Here is a 22688-nt window from a genome sequence, read left to right as displayed (position 1 = left end):
TGCGTGGTGCCGGCAGCTGCTGACGAGCGAAGCTGCCGGCAATAGGTCATCCGCGTCTCCCTACCCCCACTGGGGCAGGTCTTGCAGGGCCACGACGGACAGGCCGTTCGCGCGGGCCATCTCCATGCCGGCAACCATGGCCTGGGCGCCGGCCAGGTTCGTGACGTGGGTCACGCCGTGCTTCACGGCCTCGAGGCGCAGCTCGTAGCCGTCGGCGCGCGTGGCATGGCCGAACGGCGTGTTGATCATGAGCGCTATCTCGCCAGCGGCGATGCGGTCAAGCACGTTGGGGGCGCCCTCGTGCACCTTCTTCACTTCCTCGCAGTCCACGCCCGCCGCGCGCAGGGCGCGGGCCGTACCTCCCGTGGCCACCACCTTGAAGCCCAGGCGCACGATGTCGCGCGCGATGGACACGATGGCGCGCTTGTCGCGGTCGCACACGCTGATGAACACGGTGCCGCCCTCGGGCAGCGCGTAGCTGATGGCCAGCTGCGTCTTCGCGAACGCGGCCGGGAAGTTGCCGGCGATGCCCATGACCTCGCCGGTGGACTTCATCTCGGGGCCGAGCACCGTGTCCGCGCCGGGGAAGCGGCCGAAGGGCATGACGGCTTCCTTCACGCTGTAGTGCTCGAGGCGCCGGTCGTCGGGAGGCAGGCCCAAATCGGCGATCTTCTCGCCCGCCATGATGCGCGCGGCCATCTTCGCCAGCGGCACGCCGGTGGCCTTGGACACGAACGGCACGGTGCGGCTGGCGCGCGGGTTGGCCTCGATGATGTAGATGACCTGGTCCTTGATGGCGAACTGGATGTTGATGAGGCCCACCACGCCCAGGCGCAGCGCCAGGTCGCGCGCGACGCTTCGCAGCTGCGACACCAGCGCCTCGGACAGCGCGAACGGCGGCGTGCAGCAGGCCGAGTCGCCCGAGTGGATGCCGGCCATCTCGATGTGCTCGAGCACGCCGCCCACGTACACCGCCTCGCCGTCGCAGAGCGCGTCGAGGTCCACCTCCACCGCCCCCTCGAGGAAGCGGTCGAGGTACACCGGATGGTCGGGCGATATCTTCGCGGCCTCGGCCATGTACTTCTCCAGCTGCGCGCCGTCGTAGACGATGCCCATGCCGCGCCCGCCCAGCACGTAGCTGGGGCGCACGAGCAGGGGGAACCCTATCTGGTCGGCCACGACGCAGGCCTCCTGGTAGGTGGAGGCCATGCCGGCGGCCGGGTAGGTGATGGCCATCTCGTCGAGGATGGCGCTGAAGCGGTCGCGGTCCTCGGCCAAATCGATGGCCTCCGGCGAGGTCCCCATGATGGGCACCCCCGCCTCCGCGAGCGCGTTCGCCAGCTTGAGCGGCGTCTGGCCGCCGAGCGTGACCACCACGCCGTCCGGGCACTCGACGTCCACGATGTCCATGACGTCCTCGAACGTGAGCGGCTCGAAGTAGAGCTTGTCGGACGTGTCGTAGTCGGTGGACACGGTCTCGGGGTTGCAGTTCACCATGATGGTCTCGAAGCCGGCCTCGGCAAGCGCGTAGCTCGCATGCACGCAGCAGTAGTCGAACTCGATGCCCTGGCCGATGCGGTTCGGACCGGCTCCCAGGATCATCGCGCGCTTGCGCGTCTTCGGCGCGACCTCGGTCTCGTCGGCGTCGTAGGTCTTGTAGTGGTAGGCCGTGGAGCTGGGGAACTCGGCCGCGCAGGTGTCGACGGTCTTGAACGCCGGCCTCACGCCCAGAAGCTTCCGGCACGTGCGCACGGTGAGCTCGTCGGAGCCCGTGAGGTGCGCGATCTGCGCGTCGGAGAGGCCCATGCGCTTGAGCAGGCGGAACGCGTCGGCATCCAGCTCGTCGAGGTGCATGCCGCGCAGGTTCTCCTGCACGCGCACGATGTCGGCCATGCGCGCGATGAAGAAGGGGTCGATGCCGGTGGCCGCGCATACGCGCTCCACCGTCCAGCCGCGGCGCAGCGCCTCGGCCAGGTAGAACACGCGGTCGGCCGTGGGACGCGCCACGAGGTCGTCGAACGCCTCGCCGTCCGGCAGGCCCGCGTCCTTCCCGTCTGCGCCCAGGCCCGCACGGCCGTTCTCGAGCGAGCGCATGGCCTTGCCGAGCGCCTCCTCGAACGTGCGGCCGATGGCCATGACCTCGCCCACGGCCTTCATGCGCGTGGACAGCGTGTCGTCGGTGCCTTGGAACTTCTCGAACGCGAAGCGCGGAACCTTCACCACGCAGTAGTCGATTGACGGCTCGAAGCACGCCGGGGTGGCCTTCGTGATGTCGTTCACGATCTCGTCGAGCGTGTAGCCCACGGCCAGCTTCGCCGCCGCCTTCGCAATGGGGAACCCGGTGGCCTTCGACGCGAGCGCCGAGGAGCGCGACACGCGGGGATTCATCTCGATCACGATCATGCGCCCGTTGTCGGGGTTGACGGCGAACTGCACGTTGGAGCCGCCGGTCTCCACGCCGATCTTCTCCAGGATGGCGAGCGACGCGGCGCGCATGCGCTGGTACTCCACGTCGGAGAGCGTCTGCGCGGGGGCCACCGTGATGGAGTCGCCCGTGTGCACGCCCATAGCGTCGAAGTTCTCGATGGAGCACACGATGATGCCGTTGCCGGCATGGTCGCGCATGACCTCCATCTCGTATTCCTTCCAGCCCTCGATGCTCTCCTCCACGAGCACCTCGCCGGCCGGCGACAGCTCCAGGCCCTGGCCCACGATCTCGTGCAGCTCGGCCGGATCGTGCGCGATGCCGCCGCCCGCGCCGCCGAGCGTGAACGAGGGGCGCAGCACCACGGGGTAGCCGAGCTCGGCCACGATGGCCTCGGCGTCGGCAAGGGAGTAGGCGTAGCCCGAGCGCGACGTCTCGATGCCGAGCTCCGCCATGCACTCGTTGAAGAGCTTGCGGTCCTCGCCGCGCTCGATGGCGGCCAGGTCGCAGCCGATCATCTCAACGCCGTACTTCTCCAGCACGCCGGCACGCGCGAGGTCGACGGCCGTGTTGAGGCCGGTCTGGCCGCCGAGCGTGGGCAAAAGCGCGTCGGGGCGCTCCTTCGCGATGATCTGCTCCACGAACTCGGGCGTGATGGGCTCCACGTAGGTGCGGTCGGCCAGGCCCGGGTCGGTCATGATGGTGGCGGGGTTGCTGTTCACGAGCACCACGCGGTAGCCGTCGGCCTTCAGCACCTTGCAGGCCTGCGCGCCCGAGTAGTCGAACTCGCACGCCTGCCCGATGACGATGGGGCCGCTGCCGATAACGAGGATGGTGTTGATGTCGGTGCGCTTAGGCATGGGAGCCTCCTTCCGCCCCCGCCACGGTGGCAGCCTGCTCGCCGAACGTCCAGCCAGCCAGGCGGTCGGCGGCGATGTCGATGTCCAGGTAGCTAGCGCATTCCCACGGGTCGGGCAAAGTCAGAGAGGGCGCGGCTGGTGCCCCGGATTGCCCCGATGCAAGGCTGGACTGGACTTCGGTCCGTCCAGCCGCAGCAGAAGGGCAAGGTGGGGTGCCAGACGTGGCCGCAGCGTCGGCTGCTCCGCCATTCGTCAGAACGGCGGAATCCATAAGCCGACCGAAGGCGGTGAACAGGTAGTGTGCGTCGGTGGGTCCGGGCGAGGCCTCGGGATGGTACTGCACGCTGAACGCGGGGATGTCGAGGAAGGCGACGCCCTCGGCCGTGCCGTCGTTGAGGTTCACGTGCGTGAGGCGGATGCGGCCGAAGCGCTCGTTGTCCACGACCGGCGCGACGCCGGAGCGCGCCCAGAAGCGCAGGTCGTCTTCATGGCCCTTGAAGCCGCCCGAGAGTTCCGGCACGAGCGCGCCCAGGCTGGGGAACAGAAGGCCGAAGCCGTGGTTCTGCGCCGTGATCTCCACGCGGCCCGTGAGCAGGTTCATCACGGGATGGTTGCCGCCGCGGTGGCCGAACTTGAGCTTCTCGATCCCGGCGCCGGCGGCCTTCGCGATCATCTGGTGCCCAAGGCAGATGCCGAACACGGGCACCTGGCCCAAAAGCTTCTCCACCTGGGAGTACGTGCCCTCCACGGCCTCGGGGTCACCCGGGCCGTTCGACAGGAACACGCCGTCGGGGGCCATGCCCAGCACGTCGGCCGCCGGCGTGTCCCACGGCACGACCGTGAGCTCGCAGCCCGAGCGCACGAGGTTCTGCAGGATGGAGCGCTTCGCGCCGCAGTCGTAGGCCACCACGCGGTGGCGCGCGGTTGCGGGGGGCGCTACGGCGAACGCATGGCTCGCGGGCAGGTCGCCTGCGCCCACGGCGTACGCCTTCTCGCACGACACCGTGGCGGCGAGGTTCTGCCCCACGAGGGGCTCGCTCGCGCGCACCTTCGCCAAGAGGCTCGCCTCGTCCACGTCGACGGTGGAGAGCACCGCGCGCTGGGCGCCGCAGTCGCGCACGTGGCGCACGAGCGCACGGGTGTCCACGCCCTCCACGGCCACGACGTCGTGCTCGCGCAGGTAGTCGGGCAGGCTCTGTGCACTGCGCCAGTTCGACGGCGTCGCGCACATGTCGCGCACCACGAGGCCGCGCAGCGCGGGCGCGTCCGCCTGGGCGTCCTCGGGGTTCACGCCGTAGTTGCCGATCTGGGGATACGTCATGGTGATTATCTGTCCGGCGTAGGACGGGTCGGTGATTACCTCCAGGTAGCCCTCGAGCGACGTGTTGAAGCAGATCTCGCCGTACACCTCGCCGGAAGCGCCGCGCGCCGTGCCGCGGAATACCGCGCCGTCCTCCAGCACGAGCGCCGCCGGCCGGGGCGCGGGCTTCGACGTGCCCTCCAAGAGCTTGTTCGCTATCTCGCTCAAAATCATCCTTCCGCTCGGGCAGCATATACGAAAAAACGCCTTCGTCGGGGACAAAGGCGCACGTTATCCTGGGAAAGCTATGCTGCGCACCTTGTCGGTCTCTCCGTACCGCCTTAAAGGTTGCTTCATAGTATACGCTTCAATCATGTATATTCATGACGAAATGCATTTTTTTATGGTATTCGGCATTATATATGCAATTCCAAGAAAGGTTGGCGGTAGGCATCGCTCCGCTTTACCGTCGCCCTTTACCGAGAGTATCGGGAACAGAGACGCCTTCTGTCATCGTCTCACGTCGCGTTTCAAAATTGGGTTCATGGCCCTCGCCAACCCGCACGAACCATGCCTGTTCGACTACTATGCTCCATGTGTAAAATGCACCGGATATCGGAATGAGCAAGGAGCTCACCATGAACTTACACATCAAATCGAAGCTCGTCTCCATCCACCACAAGATGGACATTCTCGACGACGACGACCAACCGGTCTACCACGTATCGGGAAAGCCCATCAGCCTCCACGACAAGACGCATATCACCGACCTCGACGGCAACGAGATCGCATCCATCCACGCAAAAGCCGTCTCCATCCATCATAAGTACTTCGTGGATATGGCCGATGGCGCCTCGTTCGAACTGTCCGAGCAACTTTTCCACATTAAGGACATCATCGACATCCCCGAATTGGGCTGGCAGCTGCGCGGCAGCATCTTGGCGTTCGAATTCCAGATCGTTGACGCGCAGGAGCGCGTGCTGGCTACTGCGCATCGCCATATCGTGTCGCTGCACGGCGTATACGACATCAAAATTCTGGACGAGAGTCAAATCGAAAAGCTCCTGGCCGTATTCGTGGTGATCAACCACATCATCGCCAACCGCGAAACGGCCGAGGCCTCCTCTTCCGCCCCTCCCAGCGCGAATGTCTGAACGTCACGTCGAGCATGCCCGCGTTGGATCGGATTCGGGAACTCGACCGTCTTGACCCCACATTTCCGATCGCCCAGCGAAGCGCCCGGAGCATCTGTGATCGGGCGCTTCAAGTTCCAGCATCATTATCGACATCTAAGACCCTTGAATCGCTCCTAAGCTTACATCCCTTCGGATTTGATTATCTAATGACTTATAAAAATAAGCCGACAATCAAGCGCTTGCATCCGGTTATATGGCGACCTTGAGCGTTTCCGTGAATAGATCGTCGAATCTTTACATGCGTCCTGCGGGAAGTCCCAGCTGCCGTCAAAGCTTCAGCTTGCGAGCATGGCAATCCGGCGTGCGAACCTGAGCACGTTTTCCCAGCTGCTGCCGGATCGTGTTCGCGATCGCGTCGGTGGCAGCGAGGCTGTCGAGTTCTTCGTTCGTGACTCCAACAACAGTCCAGCCCATAGCCATAAGCGCATTCGCCCTTCGAGAGTCGCTGAGGCGTGCAGCCTCGCCTTCGTGCGAGAAGCGGCTTTGGTATTCCACATCGAGCTTCGCACCCGGCCAACATAGATCGAGGCGAAAGCTGCGTTTGCCCGTCATCGCTCGCACGGCCGGATTCGCCTTCACCTCGAAGTTCATGTGCGGAATGCCAAGGCCGTATCCACCGTAGCGATGAGGCAATCCCAAAACAAGCGCCTGTTTTGTCTCGCGCGGCGAAGCCGAACAGTCGGCGATATACGCCATGGCCCGCGCAAGCTTGCCAGCGCCGCCGAGCGAAGGATTGCGCGCGAGGAAAGCGAGCAGCTCGCGTGTTGACGAGAGAGCGGGAACGTTGTAGGCCGTCTCAACCCCCGTCCGGCGCGTCTGGTACGTTCAAAAACGGATGTGCGAGTCGCAGTTTTGGCCGCTCTGAAGCTTTTTCGCGCGTCGAAACGCGGTCCCGAGAAGCTGATGCCAGGCCACTATGCGTACGTAAGCCTGCAACCTGGGACTTTTCAGGAACCGTTTTCGAGAGCCTTTCCGATACATGCAAGTAAAGCTTCAGAGCGGTCAAAACTGTGACTTCTTAGGCAGGAAAACGAGAAGGCCCGCGTCGAAAATGCCGGCGCGGGCCTTGGTTCCATACAGGGCGTGCGAGTCGCAAACGACGTGCGTGCTTCCCGCTATTCGACGATCGCGCCGTCCTCGAGGGTGGCGTAGCCGCCCACGTAGACGTCGGTGGCGCGGCCCGTGAGCTCGGCGCCGATGAAGCCCGAGTTCACGGCCTTCGAGAGGAAGTCGGCGGCGTCCACCGTCCAGGCGGCGTCCGGGTCGATGACCGTGAGGTCGGCCGTCGCGCCCGGCTCGAGCGCCACGCGCTCGACGCGCAGGATCTCGCGGGGACGCACAGCCATGAGCTCGACGGCGCGCTCCCAGCTGATGATACCGGGCGCGACCAGGTTCGTGATGACGAGCGCGAGCGACGTCTCCAGGCCGATCATGCCGAAGGGAGCCAGCTCGAACTCGGCGTTCTTCTCGAAGTCGTTGTGCGGCGCGTGGTCGGTGACGATGGCGTCCACCGTGCCGTCCTTCACGCCCTCGACGAGCGCGGCGGCGTCGTCGGCCGTGCGCAGCGGCGGGTTCACCTTGAGGAAGGTGTTGTAGTCGTCGCCGATGGCGTCCTCGGTGAGGAACAGATGGTGCGGCGTGACCTCGCAGGTGACGGGCAGGCCCTCGGCCTTCGCGGCGCGCACGAGCTCGAGCCCGCGGGCGGTGGTGAGGTGCTGCACGTGCAGCGGGCAGCCCGTGAGGCGACAGATGGCGATGTCGCGGGCGATCTGGATCTCCTCGCCCTCCGCCGGCCAGCCCAGCATCCCGAGGCGCGTGGACACGACGCCTTCGTTCACCTGGCCGGCGCCGACGAGGTCCTCGTCCTGGCAGTGGCTCATCACCACGCGGTCGAACTGCGCGGCGTAGTCCATGACGCGGCGCATCATGCCCGCGCCCTGCACGCCGCGACCGTCGTCGGTGAAGGCGACGGCGCCGTGGGCCACCATGTCGCCCATCTCGGACAGCGTGTCGCCCGCGAGGCCCTGCGAGCAGGAGCCGGCCACGTGCACGCGGCACTTGCCGACGGCCGCAGCGCGGGCCTTGACATACTCGACGCCCACCGCGTTGTCGATGACAGGCTTCGTGTTCGGCATGCAGCACACCGCCGTGAAGCCGCCGTGGGCCGCGGCGCGCGTGCCGGACGCGATGTCTTCCTTCGTCTCGTAGCCGGGCTCGCGCAGGTGCACGTGGATGTCCACGAGGCCGGGGACGACGATCTTGCCGCCCAGGTCGCGCTCGACGCCCTTCTCCATCGCGAGGTTCTGGCCGATCTCGACGATCTTCCCGTCGCGCACGAGGATGTCGGCCGTTTCGTTCAGACCGACCTGCGGGTCGATCACATGGGCGTTCTTAAGCAGTAAGGCCATCTTCGCTCCCTCCCAGAAGAAGATACATTTCCGCCATGCGCGTGAGGATGCCGGCGTAGACTTGATCGAGAATGACCGAGCGATTTGGATGGTCGGCCATGTAGCTGTCCAGCTCGACGCCGCGGTTGATGGGGCCGGGATGGCAGATGAGGGCGTCGGGCTTCATGAGGGGCTCGCGCTCCTTCGTGAGGCCGTACAGCATGTTGTACTCGCGCAGCGACGGGTACGGCGCGCCCTCGAGGCGCTCGCGCTGGATGCGCAGCATGTACACCACGTCGAGGTCGGGCAGCGCCTCGTCGAGCTTCGTGGTCACATGGTCGGCGCCAAGGATGTCGGGGCGCGCCGGCATGAGCGTGGGGGGTGCTATGACCGTGACCTCGCAGCCCATGATCTTGAGCGCGGGGATCAGCGAGCCGCACACGCGGGAGTGGCCGATGTCGCCCACGACGCCCACCTTGAGGCCGGCCAGGTCGCCCTTGACCTCCCAGATGGAGTACAGGTCCAACAGCGCCTGCGTCGGGTGCTGGTGCTTGCCGTCGCCCGCGTCGATGACGTGCGCGCCGGAGACGTCGGCGATCTTGCGGGGCACGCCCGCGTGCTTGTCGCGGACGATGATCATGTCGATCTTGTAGGCGCACAGCGTCTCCACCGTGTCCACGAGGCTCTCGCCCTTCACCGTGGAGGTGGAGCTGCCGCCGAAGTTCAGGCTGTTGGCGGAGAGGCGCTTCTCGGCGATCTCGAACGAGGAGCGCGTGCGGGTGGACGGCTCGTTGAACATGTTCACGACCGTGACGCCCTTGAGCGTGGGGACCTGCTTGATGCGGCGCTCGTTGACTTCCTTGAAGCGCGTGGCCGTCTCGAGGACGGTCATGATGTCCTCGGCGGAGTACTCCGTGATATCGATCAGATGCTTGTGATTGAAGGCCATGCCCTATTCACCTCCCAGCGGTGCCGAACCCGCGCGGGAGCCCGGTGCGATTTCCAGAATCTCGACCTCGGTCGTGCCGTCCGTCTCCTCCAGGAAGAGGCGCACGTTCTCGTCCGCCGCCGACGGCACGTTCTTGCCCACGAAGTCGGCGCGGATGGGCAGCTGACGGTGCCCGCGGTCAACCAGCACGGCCAGCTGCACCGTGGCCGGGCGACCGATGTCCATGAGCGCGTCGAGCGCGGCGCGGATGGTGCGGCCCGTGTACAGCACGTCGTCCACGAGGACGATGTCCTTGCCGTCGAGATCGAAGAAGATGTCGGTGGAGTGCACCTCGGGAGCGAGATGCGTCGCGAAATCGTCGCGGTAGAAGCTGATGTCGAGCTTGCCGAGCGGCACTTTCGTGCCCTCGATCTGTTCGATCTTCTCGGCCAGGCGCTTGGCGAGCAAATCGCCGCGCGTCACGATGCCGACGAGCGCGATGTTGTCCGCGCCCTTGTTCGCCTCGAGGATCTGATGCGCAATGCGCGTCAACGACCGCTCGATCTCGTCCGCGTCCATGCAGACGGTCTTGACAGTGCCGGTGTCGGTCATGCACCCACCCCTTCCGTTCGGGATGGTACAGGCGACCCTCATCCCGTCGTGCGGTTCGCGCCTTCGCGCTCCCCCGCCTCGCAGGCGCCTGTCGCCGGGCATGAAAAAAGCCTCCGCGACAGACAAAGGCTTCGACTCCGCGCGCTCTTTTCCGGGCGAGCGCTTGGTGGTTGTTACCTTGTCGGTCTCTCTGTACCGCTTTTAAAGGACTGGAGGCAGTATAGGCGGTTTCCAACGCTTTGGTAACCCCTTTTTACAACTTTTCTGCTCGCGGATTCAGCTCGAGAACCACTCTGGGGAACTCGGGGAGAAGATCCACCGGAGAGAAGGCGCCGACGGTCCGAAGAGGCTGGAAAAACGACGCAGGAAGCGCAAGAAGCGCAGGTACCGCTTGTGCAGCCAGCCGCACAAGCGGGCCTATCGATCTGCTGCGGACAGCATGATAGCCGTGTTGAAAATGCCCATGCGCGCAGGGTACAACCTAGCGCGCATGGGCATTGACCGCGCCTTGTCGGCCGCCCTACTATGGATGAAGCAGGGGCGCCCCCAAGCCCCAATGCCGTCGCACCGGTTCGGAGAGATGAAGAACAGCGGCCGGGGGGGGACAGACATACGAGGAGAAGGAGACCGAATGAGCGTCTATCAGGATCAGTACCATCTTCCAGCATTCGACTACGGCAGCTACGAGAAGATCAAGATCGAGCAGGACGGGCCGGTCTACATCTGTTCGTTCGACGATCCGGGCAACTTGAACGCTATGTCCTACCTGCAGATGAGCGAATTCAACGACTTCCTTCTCAAAGTACGCCTGGACAAGGACTGCCGCGTAATTGTGCTCACCGGAGAAGGACGCTCTTTTTGCGCAGGCTTCAACCTGGATGACCACGCTTTGCCGCATCCCGACGACATGGGCGAAACGCAGTACATGTACTACATCATGCAGCGTATCTGCTCCGATCAGGCTGTCTACATGCACCGCTGCGAGCAGACCATCATCGGCGCGCTCAAAGGCTATGCTGTGGGCGGAGGCCTTTCCTTGGCCTGCGCCTGCGATATGCGCATCTTGGGCGAGTCCTTCAAGATGAACGCAGGCTACCTGGCCATCGGACTCACGGGAACGGATATGAGCGGCTCGTTCTACCTTCCGAAAATCATCGGCTACGAGCGGGCATACCGCGTGCTCTCATCCACTGACCGCTTCGACGCCGAAACACTGCACAGCTGGGGTTTCGGACTAAAGGTGGTTCCCGATGATGAGGCAGTGGCCGAAGCGGTGGCACTCGCGCACCATCTGTGCGAGACCACCTCGCCCTTCGGTCTCAGGCTCACCAAAGAGGCGATGCTCTCCTCCATCGACGGCACGTGTTTCGAGACGCAGATCAAGATGGAGAACCGCAACCAGGTGCTCGGAACCATAACCGACGATGGCCGCATGGGCCGCTTGAAGATGAATCCGAAGAACAAAGAAGCGGTCAAAGCAGATCCCCAGAAGTATCGGTTCCGCAACCTGTAAGCCGCCTCGTCCAGTATGCTCCTACGAGTCGCCCGACACGGCCTCTGCCGGCTCGTAGGAGCTCTTGCATTCGTCCCACCATCGATCCCGCAAACAGTTTCATTCGCAAAATCGATCGATTTACCCCCGAATCAGCTATAATGTGAATTGGACATCCTCCCCTTTCAAGTCGCATAATGAATGAAACGCCGCGCACGGCGGAGGGCGCCGAGCGGGCACGAGAGACGGAGGAGCGCTATGAATCCGAACGCCAAGATCACCGACGAGCAGTTCGAGGCTTATCTGGAGCAGATTCGCGAGCTGGCCGAAGGCCCGTTCGAGGAAATGCAGAAGGAGATCGAGATTTCCAACAAGTTCCCGCAGGAATTCTACGATCTTGCCCGCGACAACGATCTGTACCGCTTCTATATGCCGAGCGAGTACGGCGGATGGGACCTCAACGAACTTGAGATCCTGCGCGTGCAGGAAGAGTTCTCCCGCGGACCGGGCGGCATGCGCATGCACCTGCATCATGCGGCCGATATGAACTGGCGCATCCTCGACGACTACGGCAAGCCGGAGCTCAAGGCCAAGTACATGGACAAGTTCCAGGACAAGACTATCTACTGCAACTTCGCCATCACCGAGCAGACGGGCGGCACCGGTGCCGACATCCACACCACCGCCGTCAAGAACGCCGACGGTAAATACGTCCTCAACGGCGAGAAGTGGCTCATCTCCCACACGGACTGCAGCGACTTCACCTACGTCATCGCGGCGACCGACCTCGACTCCGACAAGGATTCCCGCCTCTCGGCCTTCTTCGTTCCCAACGACGCCCCCGGCTTCGAGATTGTTCCGATGCCCCACATGATGGGCTGCCGCGGCGCAGGCCACGCAGGCCTCGTGTTCCATGATGTCGAACTCGATCCCATCTACCTGCTCGGCGAGGAGGGCCAGGGCATGGAGATCGCGATGCACTCGCTTTCCGTCTCCCGCGTGCATATCGCCTGCTCCAACCTGGGTATGGCTCAGCGTATGCTCGAGCTCAGCCTCAAGCGCGCCGCCGACCGCATCACCTTCGGCAAGCCCATCGCCAGCCGCCAGATGATCAAGCGCGAGATCGCCGAGATGCAGACCTACACCCACGCTCTGCGCACGCTCGTTTACGACTTCGCCCGCGACTTCGACGCCGACCCGCACGGCATCGACATCGAGGAGAAGGCCGCCATCTGCAAGCTGTTCTCCATCTACACGACGCGCATCGTTTCCGACGGCATGCTCGAGATCTTCGGTGGCGACGGCTACTTCGAGGATTGCCCCTACGGTCCGGTCGAGCGCCTCTACCGCGACGCACGCGCCATGTGGTTGGAAGAGGGCGCTCCTAACGTCCAGCGCATCACCATTGCGCGCGGCTGCCAGAACCGCGGCGGAAGGCTGAACTACCAGTTCTAATTCGCCGACGCGATCGTCTCATGAAAACAGGATCCGCAGAAACTTCCTGCGGATCCTGTTTTTTTACCGATGTCTCCGTTTGCCCGGACACCCGCATGGCCTATGATACAGTGGGTACGGTTCGAGTCACAGTTCGTCTTTGCAGGCGATGTAGGTGACGAACAACGGAGGAGGCGGCATGAACCTTTCGCAACTGTACTATTTCAGGACACTTGCGCGGCTGCAGCACTATACGAAGGCCGCTGCCGAGCTGTTCATCGCCCAGTCCACCCTCTCAAATGCCATGGCAAACCTCGAGCGCGAGCTCGGCGTTCCACTGTTCGCCCGCAAGGGGCGGACCGTCGAGCTCACAAAGTACGGCCGCGAATTCGAAGCCGCGGTTATCGAGTCGCTCAATGCGCTTGACAAAGGCGTTGAGCGAGCTCGCGAACAGGCAGAGCTTTTGACCGGGACTATCGACATCGGCACCGTCTACACTGTCCAAGATAGCTATCTTCCCGCTCTGATGCGCGCCTACCGAGCATCCTACGGCGACGGCCTAACCGTGAACCTGTTTCAGGGTCTCACCCTGCCCCTCCTTGAAGATCTGGAGCGCGACCGCTACGAACTCGCATTCGCAGCCTACGTCGAGAACCGCCCGGGTCTCACCTTCGTACCCGTGCTCTCGCAGTCGCTCGTAGCGCTGTTACACCGCAACCACCCGCTCGCTTCGCGTGAAAGCCTTTCGCTCGCAGAGCTCGCATCTCATGACTGCCCCATTATCACCTACCGGCCGGAAACGCCCATCGGAACGGAAGTCGCCCGTCATCTCGATGCGGCAGGCTTGAAAGCCGCCGCGCATGCTGACGACGAGATCTCGCTGGGCGCGCTCGTAGATTCCGAGAACGATTCGGTGGGACTCGTGCTCAATACGCTCGGTCTCGCGCCTTTCATCAATCTGGTGGCAGTACCCCTTTCGGACGTGCCGAAGGACTTCCATCCGATCTGCCTCGTCTACAAGGAACGCGCCTTTAAGACGAGAGCGGTGGAGACGTTTATCGAATTCACGACGGAATTCAAATGGGATCCTAGCGCGGAGGACACGGAGGATTTCGAAGAAGAAGACTCCTGATACGCTCACGCGCAGATACCGCATCAACCCCGCGGTGCAGGACGTGTGCGACGCGTCAAGCCGCCTGTATCAGCGCAGATACTGAAGCGCTTTGTTGAGCACGGCATCTGCCAGGCGCTCCTTCGTCATGAGGGGCAGTTCTTCAACCCCTTCCGCATCTACGAATAGCACCTCGTTGACATCGGCTCCGAACGCACGGCCTTCTCTCACATCGTTGGCCACCACGAAGTCGGCGTTTTTTGCCAGAAGCTTCTTCTGTGCGTTCCCTACCACATCGTGCGTCTCCGCTGCATAGCCCACAACCACTTGGTGCTCCTTGCGCGCACCGAGCGTGGCGAGAATGTCGGGGTTTTCAACAAGCTCGATCGTGCCCAGCTCGGCATCGGCAACCCCTTTCTTCAGCTTGTGCTCGGCTGCTTTCTTCGGACGCATGTCGGCCACCGCCGCAGCGAACACCGCAATATCCGCGTCGCGAAATGCCGCTTCAGCCGCCGCCATCATATCGAGGGCCGTACGCACCGGAACAAGGCGAACTCCCTCAGGCGCCGGCAAAGGGACGGGGCCCGATATCAAGGTGACGTCGGCTCCGCGCAAGGACGCGGCGCGCGCGATTGCATAGCCCGTCTTACCCGACGAGTGGTTCGTCAAATAGCGCACAGGATCGATAGGTTCGACGGTCGGTCCAGCTGTCACCATCACGTGGCGGCCCTCCAGATCGCGAGACATCCCCAGCTCGTCGAGCGTGGCCGCAACGATGTCGTCTACGTCAGCCAAACGGCCTTTGCCCACGTCGCCGCACGCCAAGTAGCCGTCGCCCGCCTCGATGATGCGGACTCCGCGAATGTGCAGCTTGCCGATGTTGTACCGTGTCGCGGCGTTCTCGTACATGTTCACGTTCATGGCCGGCGCGATGATGAGCGGCGCCGTGACAGCAAGTGCGGTCGTCGTCAGAAGATCGTCGGCGATGCCGTTGGCAATCTTCGCAATGACGTTCGCCGTGCACGGCGCGATAAGGAACGCATCCGCTTCCTGGGCGAGCGAAACGTGATGAATGGGATCGGACGGGTCGTCGAACAAACCGACGCCCACCGTCTCGTTCGTGAGCGCGCGAAAGGTTGCCGGACCCACGAACTCGGTCGCGTGCTCCGTCATGACCACCTTCACGCGAACACCCGCCTTCTGCAGTCCGCGCACGATCAGACAGGTTTTATATGCGGCAATGCAGCCCGTGACACCCACGAGCACCGTCTTCTGTGCAGAACCCTGCTGCGAGCTGCCTGCTTCACCGGTCATATCGGCCATTGCGGCCCCCTTTCATATGCGGTCGAACCACATCGGCAAGCACCTTGAGGTGTGCGCGGCTCCGATTGAGGCAGGAAACGTACACGAGCGCCTCCTGTCCGGGCTCGCGTCCTGCCGCTGCAATCCGCTCCAAATAATGCGGTTTCAGTTCATAGTCTATATCGTAGAGCGTTTCGAGACAGTCCACGGCAAAGTTCGGACATATCAGAAACACCCGCGGCGCATCCGTTTCAGCCCAGCGCGACAGCACATCACGGGTGAAGGGCGAAAGCCATTCGCGGTTCTTGTCGAAGCGGCACTGATAGCCGATGGTCCAGCGGGTGCGATCGATACCGAGTTCGCCGGCAATCTGCAGGCTTGAGGCACCGGTCTGCAGCTCATAGGTATCGCCCGCTTCGATATCGTTCAACGGAATCGAGTGGTAGGAGAACAGTACCTTGTCATCGGAATCGATGCGGAAGCCCGCATGCTGCAGCGAAGCCGCTATGGCGCCAATGTAGGTCGGATGGTCGTGGTAGTTGTCGATAAAATCGCATGGCACATCCCAGCGCGTTTTACGCAGCGCGCGTTGTACACCATCAGACACCGCCCCCGTCGTCGAATAGGCGCTCTGGGGGTACAGCGGCAGCACAACAAGATGCGTGCAGCCCGCCTCTTTGAGCTCGCGCACGCAATCCGTCACCGCCGGTTCGCCGTAACTCATGCCGCAGCGAACCACGGCATCGAACCCCTCTTGCTTGAGAACATCGGCGAGTCCTGCCTGGAGGCTGGTATGGACGATGGTGAATGGAGAGCCTTCCTCGGTCCATATCCGCGCATACTTCTCCGCCGATGCCCTCCCGCGCTTGGGCAGGATGCCTGCGTGCAGGATGCACCACCACGCGACGCGATTCATAGGAGCTATACGGCGATCCATCAGGAACTTTGCAAGATACTTCCGCACGGCACGCGGACGGGGCTCCGTTGGCGTGCCCGTGTTCACGAGGAGTACTCCGCAGCGATCCCTCGCAGCCACGTAGACCATCACCTTCCAGAAACAGGGACAGGACGAAAGGTCGGATTCCGCCTCTCAAAATCTGATATAGTTTAGCCCATTGGCTTATCGGAGGGCAGGCGAATGGGGAAAGAACCGAAAAAAACGGCGGCGGGGCATGCGCCGCACGGCTCTTTGCCTATCAGCAGACGAAAGGCGGATCGAGACGGCGCTTCTTCCTTTGACGTCCAGTCATCGCCCGGCGTTCTCAGGGAGCTCGGCCAGGAGGTCAAAGAGCAGGTCAAACCCGATAGTGGCTATCTTCGCATCGACTACTTCACGCTGTTCTGGATCTTCGTGGCGGGATGCGTATTCGGCCTTGTCGTAGAGACGGTGTTCCATGCCATTGTGTACGGCGGCTACGAAAGCCGGGCAGGGCTCGTGTGGGGGCCCTTCTCGCCTATCTATGGCGTGGCAGCCGTAGCGCTCACCGCCTTCCTCAACCGGTTTTACCATTCGCACAACCTCATTATTTTCCTGGTCTCCATGCTGCTGGGTTCAGTTATCGAATACTCAGCGAGCCTTATGATGGAGGAGCTCTGGGGCGCGGTTGCCTGGAACTACGATGGCACCTTCGGATCCATTCATGGACGAACGAATTTCGCATTCGGAGTGATGTGGGGACTGCTCGGCCTCGTATGGGTACGCACGGTCCTTCCCGCCATCAAGAACGTTTTCGCCTACGTGAGCGCAAAGAGCCTTGCCGCCCGCCTCTTCACAGGTGCTCTGAGCATATTCCTGGCTCTCGATGTGGTCGTGACGCTGCTCGCGCTTGATCGAGAAAGCCAGCGTGCCATCGGCGTGCCGGCAACCACCTGGGAGCAGCTGTTCTTCGATGAGCACTTTCCCGACGACTACCTCCAATCCCGCATGCAGAACATGAGCGTGTACGGCAGAGATTGACGAAAGCAACCGAGCAGCGAGCGTCTCTCAGACAGGGAGTCAGCCTTCTTCTCCTGCCCCGGCCTCGGTCCGCCCCCTCAGCAGTTCGAGCATTTCCTCGCCCGCCATGGTGCGTCCCAAGCTGCGCGAAGCCAGGCTGTCGAGCGCATCTTGAAGGTCAACGGGCAGCGCATCGAGGAAATGCATCTCCTTCCCCGTGACGGGATGGACAAAGGTAATCTGGAACGAGTGGAGGAACTGTCGCGCGAGTCCAAGATCAGCAGTAGGATCCTTCGGTGCGTTCGCCGTATACGACGGATCGCCTACGAGGGGATGCTTCGCGTATTCCATGTGCACGCGGATCTGATGTGTACGCCCCGTGAACAGCTTACAATCGACGAGGGTGTAACCGTCGTCGCGTGATCCATGCTCGAAGCGCTCGAGCACGCGAAACGTCGTGACCGCCTCGCGAGCCGACGGCGCGTCGCGCACGGCCATGCGCGTGCGCTCGGAGGCGGAACGCGCGATGGGCGCATCGATCATGCCGGTGTCATGCGCAATCACGCCGTGAACGAGCGCCAAGTAGCGGCGATCGACCGCGCGGTCGCGAATATCGGCCATGAGGGCAGAGCCGGTCACATCGTCTTTCGCCGCCAGCATAAGCCCGGTGGTGTCGCGGTCGAGCCGATGCACGATGCCCAGGCGATCATCCTGACCCTGCACGTTGCACAGATTATCCGCGCCGCAATGATAGATGAGCGCATTCACGAGCGTGCCGTCGTCGTGATCGACGGACGGATGACACACGAGACCCGCTTGCTTCGACAACACGATGAGATGCTCGTCCTCGTAGCGGATATCGAGATCGATAGGCTGCCCCGCCACAGGCCCGGGCGTCGGCGCGTTCTCTACCTGGAACACGATGGTGTCGCCTGCGGTCACGGCGTGCTTCTTGGGCACCGTGGAGCCGTTGACGTACACGGCTCCCTCGTCCACGGCCCGAGCGGCCGCACTGCGGCTGGGATACAGTCCGCGCGCGGCGAGGAGCGCGTCGAGGCGCAGCCCCGCGTCAGCAGGGTCGACGATATGGCTCAAAAGGCGCGTCATCGAGCGTCGGATTCCCCGGGGCCTGGCGCAGCCTGGGCATCCGCGCGATCGCCGCGATGCCATGAAAGCAGCATGCCTGCAAGAAACAGAACGAATCCGCACGTCACGCCGATGTCGGCCACGTTGAACACCGGGAAGTCGATGAACACCGGCTCGATAAAGTCCACCACGTAACCGAGCGTAAAGCGATCGAGCGCGTTACCTATGCCGCCCGCCACCACAAGCGCGATCCCCACGATTTCCAGTTTGCCGGCGTTCGGCGAGAACGCGAACAGGTACAGGACCATAATCGCGCACACCACAAGCGACATGACGCCCAGCGCGAACGTCGAATCGCCGAACATGCCCCAGGCCATGCCCGTGTTATGGACGAGATGGAAGCGCACGAGGCCCAGGATGGGTCCCGTGACGAGCTCTCCCTCCGACCACCCGCCCGCGACCCAACCTTTCGTGACCACGTCGAAGGCGAGCCAGACGACGAAGACGGCCGCAAACAACAACGCGGCGCGTCCACGGTGCGACTTTATGGCGTTTGCCTGCTCCACGTGCTACTCGCCCTCCGCATAGCCGAGGGCGTCGAGCGCGTCGCCGCAGCGCTCGCACACATCCGGATGGTTCGGGTTGCCGCCGAGCGCGCGGTAGTTCCAGCAGCGCGGGCACTTCTCGGCGTCGGTCTTCTCCACTGCCGCCGACAGCTCCCCGCCTTCGACGAACGCCACCGACGCCACGATGAACAGCTCCTCGAACGCGGCGGCGTCGTAGCGCTCCAGCACGTCGAGCACGCTGCGCGGCGCCGTCACGGTCACGGCGGCCTCCTGGCTCTTGTTCACGACCTTCTGTCCGCGCGCGTCCTCAAGCGCCTTCGTCACCACCTCGCGCACGCCCATCACCACGCCGAAGTCCTCGGCGATGCGCTCGCCCTCGCCGGCAGGCACCGCCGGCGCAAAGTCGGACATCTTCGGCCAACCAGCCAGCTGCACGTTGGACGGGCGCCCCTCGCGCTCGCGCAGGGCGCGCGGATAGTGCTCCCATACCTCGTCGGTCGTGAATGTGAGCACCGGCGCCAACACGCGCACGAGCACCTCGAGGATGTTCATGAGCACGGTCTGCACGGCGCGGCGGCGCGGCGAGTCGGGCGCCTCGGAGTAGAGGCGGTCCTTCGTCGCGTCCATGTACACGGCCGACAGGTCGTTCACGATGTAGTCGTACACCGCGCGGTACACGTAGTGGAACTTGTAGGCGTCGTAGGCGGCGTCCACGTCGGCCAGCAGGTGCCGGGTACGCACCATCGCCCACTGGTCGAGCGGCTCGAGGGCGTCCCAATCCATGACGACGTCGCGCTCGTCGTCGAAGTCGTCGAGGCTGCCCAACAGGAAGCGGAAGGTGTTGCGGATGCGGCGGTACGCCTCGCTCGTGCGCTCGAGGATCTCGTCGCCGATGTTCACGTCCTGGGAGTAATCGACGCTAGCCACCCACAAACGCAGCACGTCGGCGCCGCTCTTCGCCATGACGTCCGCCGGGTCGACGCCGTTTCCGGCCGACTTCGACATCTTCTTGCCCTCGGCGTCCATCGTGAATCCGCAGTGCATGACGGACTTGTACGGCGGCACGCCGTAGGCACCCATGCTGGTGAGCAGGGACGACTGGAACCAGCCGCGATGCTGGTCGGAGCCTTCGAGGTACATGTCGGCCGGGAAGCGCAGGCCCTCGGCCTCGCGGTGCTTCAGCACGGAGGTGTGCGACACGCCGCTCTCCCACCACACGTCGAGGATGTCCTTCTCAGGGGTCAGCTCGGTGCAGCCGCACGTCTCGCACTTCACGCCGCGCGGCAGGTAGTCGGACGGATCGTGCGTGAACCACGCGTCGGCGCCCTCGCGGTAGAACAGGTCGATCACCGCGTCGAACGTCTCGGCCGTGGCCACGGTGTTGCCGCACTTGGCGCACTTGAACACGGGGATGGGCACGCCCCATGAGCGCTGGCGCGAGATGCACCAGTCGGGGCGGTCGGCCACCATGGACCCGATGCGGTTCTTCGCCCACGCGGGGATCCACTCCACCTTGTGGTCGATGGCGTCGAGGGCGTTCTCGCGCAGCGAGTTCTTGTCCATGGACACGAACCACTGGTCGGTGGCGCGGAAGATGACCGGCTCGTGGCAGCGCCAGCAGTGCGGGTAGCTGTGCAGGATCTCCTTCTGGGCCACGAGCGTGCCGCGCTCGCGCAGCCACGCGATGATGGCCGGGTTCGCCTCGTCCACGTCGAGGCCCGCGAAGGGGCCCGCCTCGTCGGTGAGCACGCCGTTGTCGTCCACCGGCATGAGCAGCGGCACGTCGAACTCGAGGGCGACCAGGTAGTCGTCCTGGCCGTGGCCGGGGGCGGTGTGCACCGCGCCCGTGCCCGACTCGAGCGTGACGTGGTCGCCATAGATGATGGTCCCCTTGAGGTCCTGGCGGATGGGGCACGTGTAGGTGAGGCCCGTGAACTCGCGGCCCTTGAGCGAGACGGGCTCGCCGTCCGCGCCGCGCACGAGGTCGTAGGACTCCCAGCCCGCGATCTCGGCCACCTGCTCCACCAGCTCGCGCGCCATGATCATGTTGGAGCCCGCTACCTGCACCATCACGTAGTCGGCGTCGGGCGCCAGCGACACGGCCGTGTTCGCCGGCAGCGTCCAGGGCGTGGTGGTCCAGATGAGCACGTAGGCGTCGCCCGTCGCGCCGGCGGCCTCGAACATGCCGGGCATGAGGTCCATCTTGAACTTCACGAAGATGGACGGCGACGTCTCGTCGGAGTACTCGATCTCGGCCTCGGCGAGCGCGGTGTGGCAGCGCTTGCACCAGTGGATGGGCTTGCGGCCGCGGTACACCGAGCCGTCCAGGTACATCTTCTTGAACACCTCGACGTTGCCCGCCTCGTAGTTCGGAGTGAACGTGAGGTAGGGGTGCTCCCAGTCGCCGTTCACGCCGAGGCGCTTGAAGCCCTCGCGCTGCACGTCGACGTACTTCTCGGCCCACTCGCGGCACAGGCGGCGCAGCGTGGGCTGGTCGATCTTCGCCATCTTCTCGGGCCCGAGGGTCTTCTCCACCATGTGCTCGATGGGCTGGCCGTGGCAGTCCCAACCCGGCACGTACGGCGTGAAGAAGCCGCGCTGCGCATGGGACTTGTTCACGAAGTCCTTGAGGATCTTGTTGAAGGCGTGGCCGATGTGGATGGGGCCGTTGGCGTACGGGGGGCCGTCGTGCAGGATGAAGGGCTTGCCGTCCTTGTTCTTCTCGAGCACCTGCTCGTAGATGCGCTCTTCCTCCCACTTCGCGAGGCGCTTCGGCTCGTTCTCGGGCAGGTTCGCCCGCATCGCGAAGTCGGTCTTGGGCAGGTTCATCGTTTCCTTGTAACTGTTCGCCACGGTTGTGAGTACCTTTCATCCTGTGCATGAGTTTCAGGGCGTTTCCGATTCAAACCTGTATAGTATATGCGATTGTGCGCGGATTGCACGCGCGCCAGGGGCATATTCCCCTCCCCTCAGCCACATTTCAAAAATGCGACACAAGAAATTGCAGGGAAATAGGTATACTTTAGAAGGTAACCACGGCGCCCTTTCGCGGCGGCCCCGCACATCGGAGGAACGACATGGATTTTGAAATCGTCACCGACTCGAGCAGCAACCTCGTCGAGGAGATGATCGACGAATTCGGGCTGCATATCCTGCCCCTCACCTTCATGGTGGACGGCAAGGAGTACCAGAGCTATCTCAAAGGTCGGCACACCGACCTCAAGCAGTTCTACACCATGATGCGCGAGGGCAAAGTGATCACCACCTCGCTGCCGAACCTGGCCGACTCTGAAGCGCTCATGCGCGGCCTTCTGGAGCAAGGGCGCGATATCCTGTACCTCGGTTTCTCAAGCGGGCTTTCCGGCACGTTCGAGGCCACTGAGTTGCTTATTCGCGACCTTGCATCAGAATTTCCCGAGCGCAAGCTGTACGCGGTCGACACGCTGGCGGCCTCCGGTGGCGAGGGCCTGCTCGTGTGGCACGCCGTGCAGCGCGCCCGCGCCGGCGCCACCATCGGGGAGGTGCGCGACTGGGTGGAGGAGAACAAGTTGCACCTGGCCCACTGGTTCACGGTGGACGACCTTATGTTCCTGTTCCGCGGCGGGCGCGTATCGAAGACGGCAGCCTGGGCAGGCACCATGCTCAACATCAAGCCGGTCATGCACGTGGACGACGATGGGCACCTCATCCCCCTCGAAAAGGTGCGCGGGCGCAAGAAGTCTCTGAACGCGCTCGTTGACCATATGGAGAAGAGCGCCGTCCAACCCATTGACAACCAGATGGTGTTCATCACGCACGGCGACTGCCTGGAGGAGGCCGAGTACGTGGCCGATCAGGTGAAGGAGCGCTTCGGCGTGAAAGAAGTCGTCATCAACTACGTCGACCCCGTCATCGGCGCGCACTCCGGTCCCGGCACGATGGCCCTGTTCTTCCTGGCCGACAAGCGCTAGGCTCTTTCCACCTGATTTAACCTGCCGGGGAGGCCGGCAGGGCATGCCGTGCTCGGACAGTCCTGAGCTCGCGCGAAGCGTCCACAGGACGCTTCGGCTCGTG

17 protein-coding genes are annotated in these 22688 nt (G+C 63.6%); 6 read left to right on the top strand and 11 right to left on the bottom strand.

What is annotated here, in order from left to right; translation table 11 throughout:
• Nucleotides 1–60: 60 nt before the first annotated feature.
• Both carB and carA read right to left on the bottom strand, forming a co-directional pair.
• On the bottom strand, nt 61–3285 hold the full coding sequence (carB, locus tag C2L71_RS04550) for a carbamoyl-phosphate synthase large subunit (protein WP_103264584.1): 3225 nt from the start codon (nt 3283–3285) through the stop codon (nt 61–63).
• Nucleotides 3278–4813, bottom strand: a complete 1536-nt coding sequence (gene carA, locus C2L71_RS04545; RefSeq protein ID WP_103264583.1) for a glutamine-hydrolyzing carbamoyl-phosphate synthase small subunit — start codon at nt 4811–4813, stop codon at nt 3278–3280. The genes carB and carA overlap by 8 nt, the downstream gene beginning before the upstream one ends.
• A gap of 410 nt (nt 4814–5223) precedes the next feature.
• On the opposite strand from carA, the gene C2L71_RS04540 reads away from it, so the two are divergent.
• Nucleotides 5224–5739: an LURP-one-related/scramblase family protein gene (locus C2L71_RS04540; protein ID WP_157938925.1), complete on the top strand. Its 516-nt coding sequence runs from the start codon at nt 5224–5226 to the stop codon at nt 5737–5739.
• A gap of 309 nt (nt 5740–6048) precedes the next feature.
• Here C2L71_RS04540 and C2L71_RS04535 read toward each other — a convergent pair whose 3' ends face one another.
• The 4 genes from C2L71_RS04535 to pyrR form a co-directional block, all read right to left on the bottom strand.
• Complete coding sequence (locus tag C2L71_RS04535; RefSeq protein ID WP_187143260.1) at nt 6049–6477, bottom strand: hypothetical protein; 429 nt, start codon at nt 6475–6477, stop codon at nt 6049–6051.
• Nucleotides 6478–6896: 419 nt separating this feature from the next.
• Nucleotides 6897–8189, bottom strand: coding sequence for a dihydroorotase (locus C2L71_RS04530; protein ID WP_103264581.1), 1293 nt, complete (start codon nt 8187–8189; stop codon nt 6897–6899).
• Complete coding sequence (locus tag C2L71_RS04525; protein WP_103264580.1) at nt 8173–9117, bottom strand: aspartate carbamoyltransferase catalytic subunit; 945 nt, start codon at nt 9115–9117, stop codon at nt 8173–8175. Before C2L71_RS04525 ends, C2L71_RS04530 begins: the two co-directional genes overlap by 17 nt.
• A gap of 3 nt (nt 9118–9120) precedes the next feature.
• Entirely contained in the window at nt 9121–9708 is a 588-nt protein-coding gene (pyrR, locus tag C2L71_RS04520; protein ID WP_103264579.1) for a bifunctional pyr operon transcriptional regulator/uracil phosphoribosyltransferase PyrR, read from the bottom strand.
• A 631-nt stretch (nt 9709–10339) separates the two neighbouring features.
• Here pyrR and C2L71_RS04515 point away from each other — a divergent pair.
• The 3 genes from C2L71_RS04515 (at nt 10340) to C2L71_RS04505 (ending at nt 13766) form a co-directional block, all read left to right on the top strand.
• Entirely contained in the window at nt 10340–11221 is an 882-nt protein-coding gene (locus C2L71_RS04515; protein WP_103264578.1) for an enoyl-CoA hydratase/isomerase family protein, read from the top strand.
• 237 nt (nt 11222–11458) lie between these two features.
• Entirely contained in the window at nt 11459–12655 is a 1197-nt protein-coding gene (locus tag C2L71_RS04510) for an acyl-CoA dehydrogenase family protein (protein WP_103264577.1), read from the top strand.
• Between the two features lie 178 nt (nt 12656–12833).
• Nucleotides 12834–13766, top strand: coding sequence for a LysR family transcriptional regulator (locus C2L71_RS04505; RefSeq protein ID WP_103264576.1), 933 nt, complete (start codon nt 12834–12836; stop codon nt 13764–13766).
• Nucleotides 13767–13835: 69 nt separating this feature from the next.
• On the opposite strand, the gene coaBC is transcribed toward C2L71_RS04505, so the two are convergent.
• Nucleotides 13836–15068 carry a bifunctional phosphopantothenoylcysteine decarboxylase/phosphopantothenate--cysteine ligase CoaBC gene (gene coaBC / locus C2L71_RS04500; RefSeq protein WP_239926352.1) on the bottom strand — a complete coding sequence of 411 codons (1233 nt, stop codon included), beginning with the start codon at nt 15066–15068 and terminating at the stop codon, nt 13836–13838.
• Complete coding sequence (gene hemH, locus C2L71_RS04495) at nt 15049–16092, bottom strand: ferrochelatase (RefSeq protein WP_103264575.1); 1044 nt, start codon at nt 16090–16092, stop codon at nt 15049–15051. The genes coaBC and hemH overlap by 20 nt, the downstream gene beginning before the upstream one ends.
• A gap of 93 nt (nt 16093–16185) precedes the next feature.
• On the opposite strand from hemH, the gene C2L71_RS04490 reads away from it, so the two are divergent.
• Nucleotides 16186–17004 carry a putative ABC transporter permease gene (locus C2L71_RS04490; RefSeq protein WP_103264574.1) on the top strand — a complete coding sequence of 273 codons (819 nt, stop codon included), beginning with the start codon at nt 16186–16188 and terminating at the stop codon, nt 17002–17004.
• A gap of 39 nt (nt 17005–17043) precedes the next feature.
• Here C2L71_RS04490 and C2L71_RS04485 read toward each other — a convergent pair whose 3' ends face one another.
• The 3 genes from C2L71_RS04485 to ileS are packed head-to-tail and all read right to left on the bottom strand — an operon-like array spanning nt 17044 to nt 21488.
• Entirely contained in the window at nt 17044–18090 is a 1047-nt protein-coding gene (locus C2L71_RS04485) for an RluA family pseudouridine synthase (protein WP_103264573.1), read from the bottom strand.
• Nucleotides 18087–18635: a signal peptidase II gene (gene lspA, locus C2L71_RS04480; RefSeq protein WP_103264572.1), complete on the bottom strand. Its 549-nt coding sequence runs from the start codon at nt 18633–18635 to the stop codon at nt 18087–18089. Before lspA ends, C2L71_RS04485 begins: the two co-directional genes overlap by 4 nt.
• Before the next feature lie 3 nt (nt 18636–18638).
• Nucleotides 18639–21488, bottom strand: a complete 2850-nt coding sequence (gene ileS / locus C2L71_RS04475) for an isoleucine--tRNA ligase (protein WP_103264571.1) — start codon at nt 21486–21488, stop codon at nt 18639–18641.
• A gap of 224 nt (nt 21489–21712) precedes the next feature.
• On the opposite strand from ileS, the gene C2L71_RS04470 reads away from it, so the two are divergent.
• Complete coding sequence (locus C2L71_RS04470) at nt 21713–22585, top strand: DegV family protein (protein WP_103264570.1); 873 nt, start codon at nt 21713–21715, stop codon at nt 22583–22585.
• The last annotated feature ends 103 nt before the right edge of the window (nt 22586–22688 follow it).

The organism is Enteroscipio rubneri (genome assembly GCF_002899715.1).
GTDB classification, from domain to species: Bacteria; Actinomycetota; Coriobacteriia; order Coriobacteriales; family Eggerthellaceae; genus Enteroscipio; species Enteroscipio rubneri.
Note: the sequence above shows the minus strand (reverse complement) of the source record. Positions and strands in the feature narration are given on the sequence as shown.

Bases quoted from the DNA above. Each gene is read 5' to 3' on its own strand.
- C2L71_RS04515 (WP_103264578.1), top strand. From the start codon at position 10,340: ATGAGCGTCTATCAGGATCAGTACCATCTTCCAGCATTCGACTACGGC.
- hemH (WP_103264575.1), bottom strand. From the start codon at position 16,092: ATGGTCTACGTGGCTGCGAGGGATCGCTGCGGAGTACTCCTCGTGAAC.
- C2L71_RS04525 (WP_103264580.1), bottom strand. From the start codon at position 9,117: ATGGCCTTCAATCACAAGCATCTGATCGATATCACGGAGTACTCCGCC.
- carB (WP_103264584.1), bottom strand. From the start codon at position 3,285: ATGCCTAAGCGCACCGACATCAACACCATCCTCGTTATCGGCAGCGGC.
- C2L71_RS04485 (WP_103264573.1), bottom strand. From the start codon at position 18,090: ATGACGCGCCTTTTGAGCCATATCGTCGACCCTGCTGACGCGGGGCTG.
- C2L71_RS04490 (WP_103264574.1), top strand. From the start codon at position 16,186: ATGGGGAAAGAACCGAAAAAAACGGCGGCGGGGCATGCGCCGCACGGC.
- C2L71_RS04505 (WP_103264576.1), top strand. From the start codon at position 12,834: ATGAACCTTTCGCAACTGTACTATTTCAGGACACTTGCGCGGCTGCAG.
- pyrR (WP_103264579.1), bottom strand. From the start codon at position 9,708: ATGACCGACACCGGCACTGTCAAGACCGTCTGCATGGACGCGGACGAG.
- coaBC (WP_239926352.1), bottom strand. From the start codon at position 15,068: ATGGCCGATATGACCGGTGAAGCAGGCAGCTCGCAGCAGGGTTCTGCA.
- C2L71_RS04535 (WP_187143260.1), bottom strand. From the start codon at position 6,477: ATGGCGTATATCGCCGACTGTTCGGCTTCGCCGCGCGAGACAAAACAG.
- C2L71_RS04510 (WP_103264577.1), top strand. From the start codon at position 11,459: ATGAATCCGAACGCCAAGATCACCGACGAGCAGTTCGAGGCTTATCTG.
- C2L71_RS04540 (WP_157938925.1), top strand. From the start codon at position 5,224: ATGAACTTACACATCAAATCGAAGCTCGTCTCCATCCACCACAAGATG.
- C2L71_RS04470 (WP_103264570.1), top strand. From the start codon at position 21,713: ATGGATTTTGAAATCGTCACCGACTCGAGCAGCAACCTCGTCGAGGAG.
- C2L71_RS04530 (WP_103264581.1), bottom strand. From the start codon at position 8,189: ATGGCCTTACTGCTTAAGAACGCCCATGTGATCGACCCGCAGGTCGGT.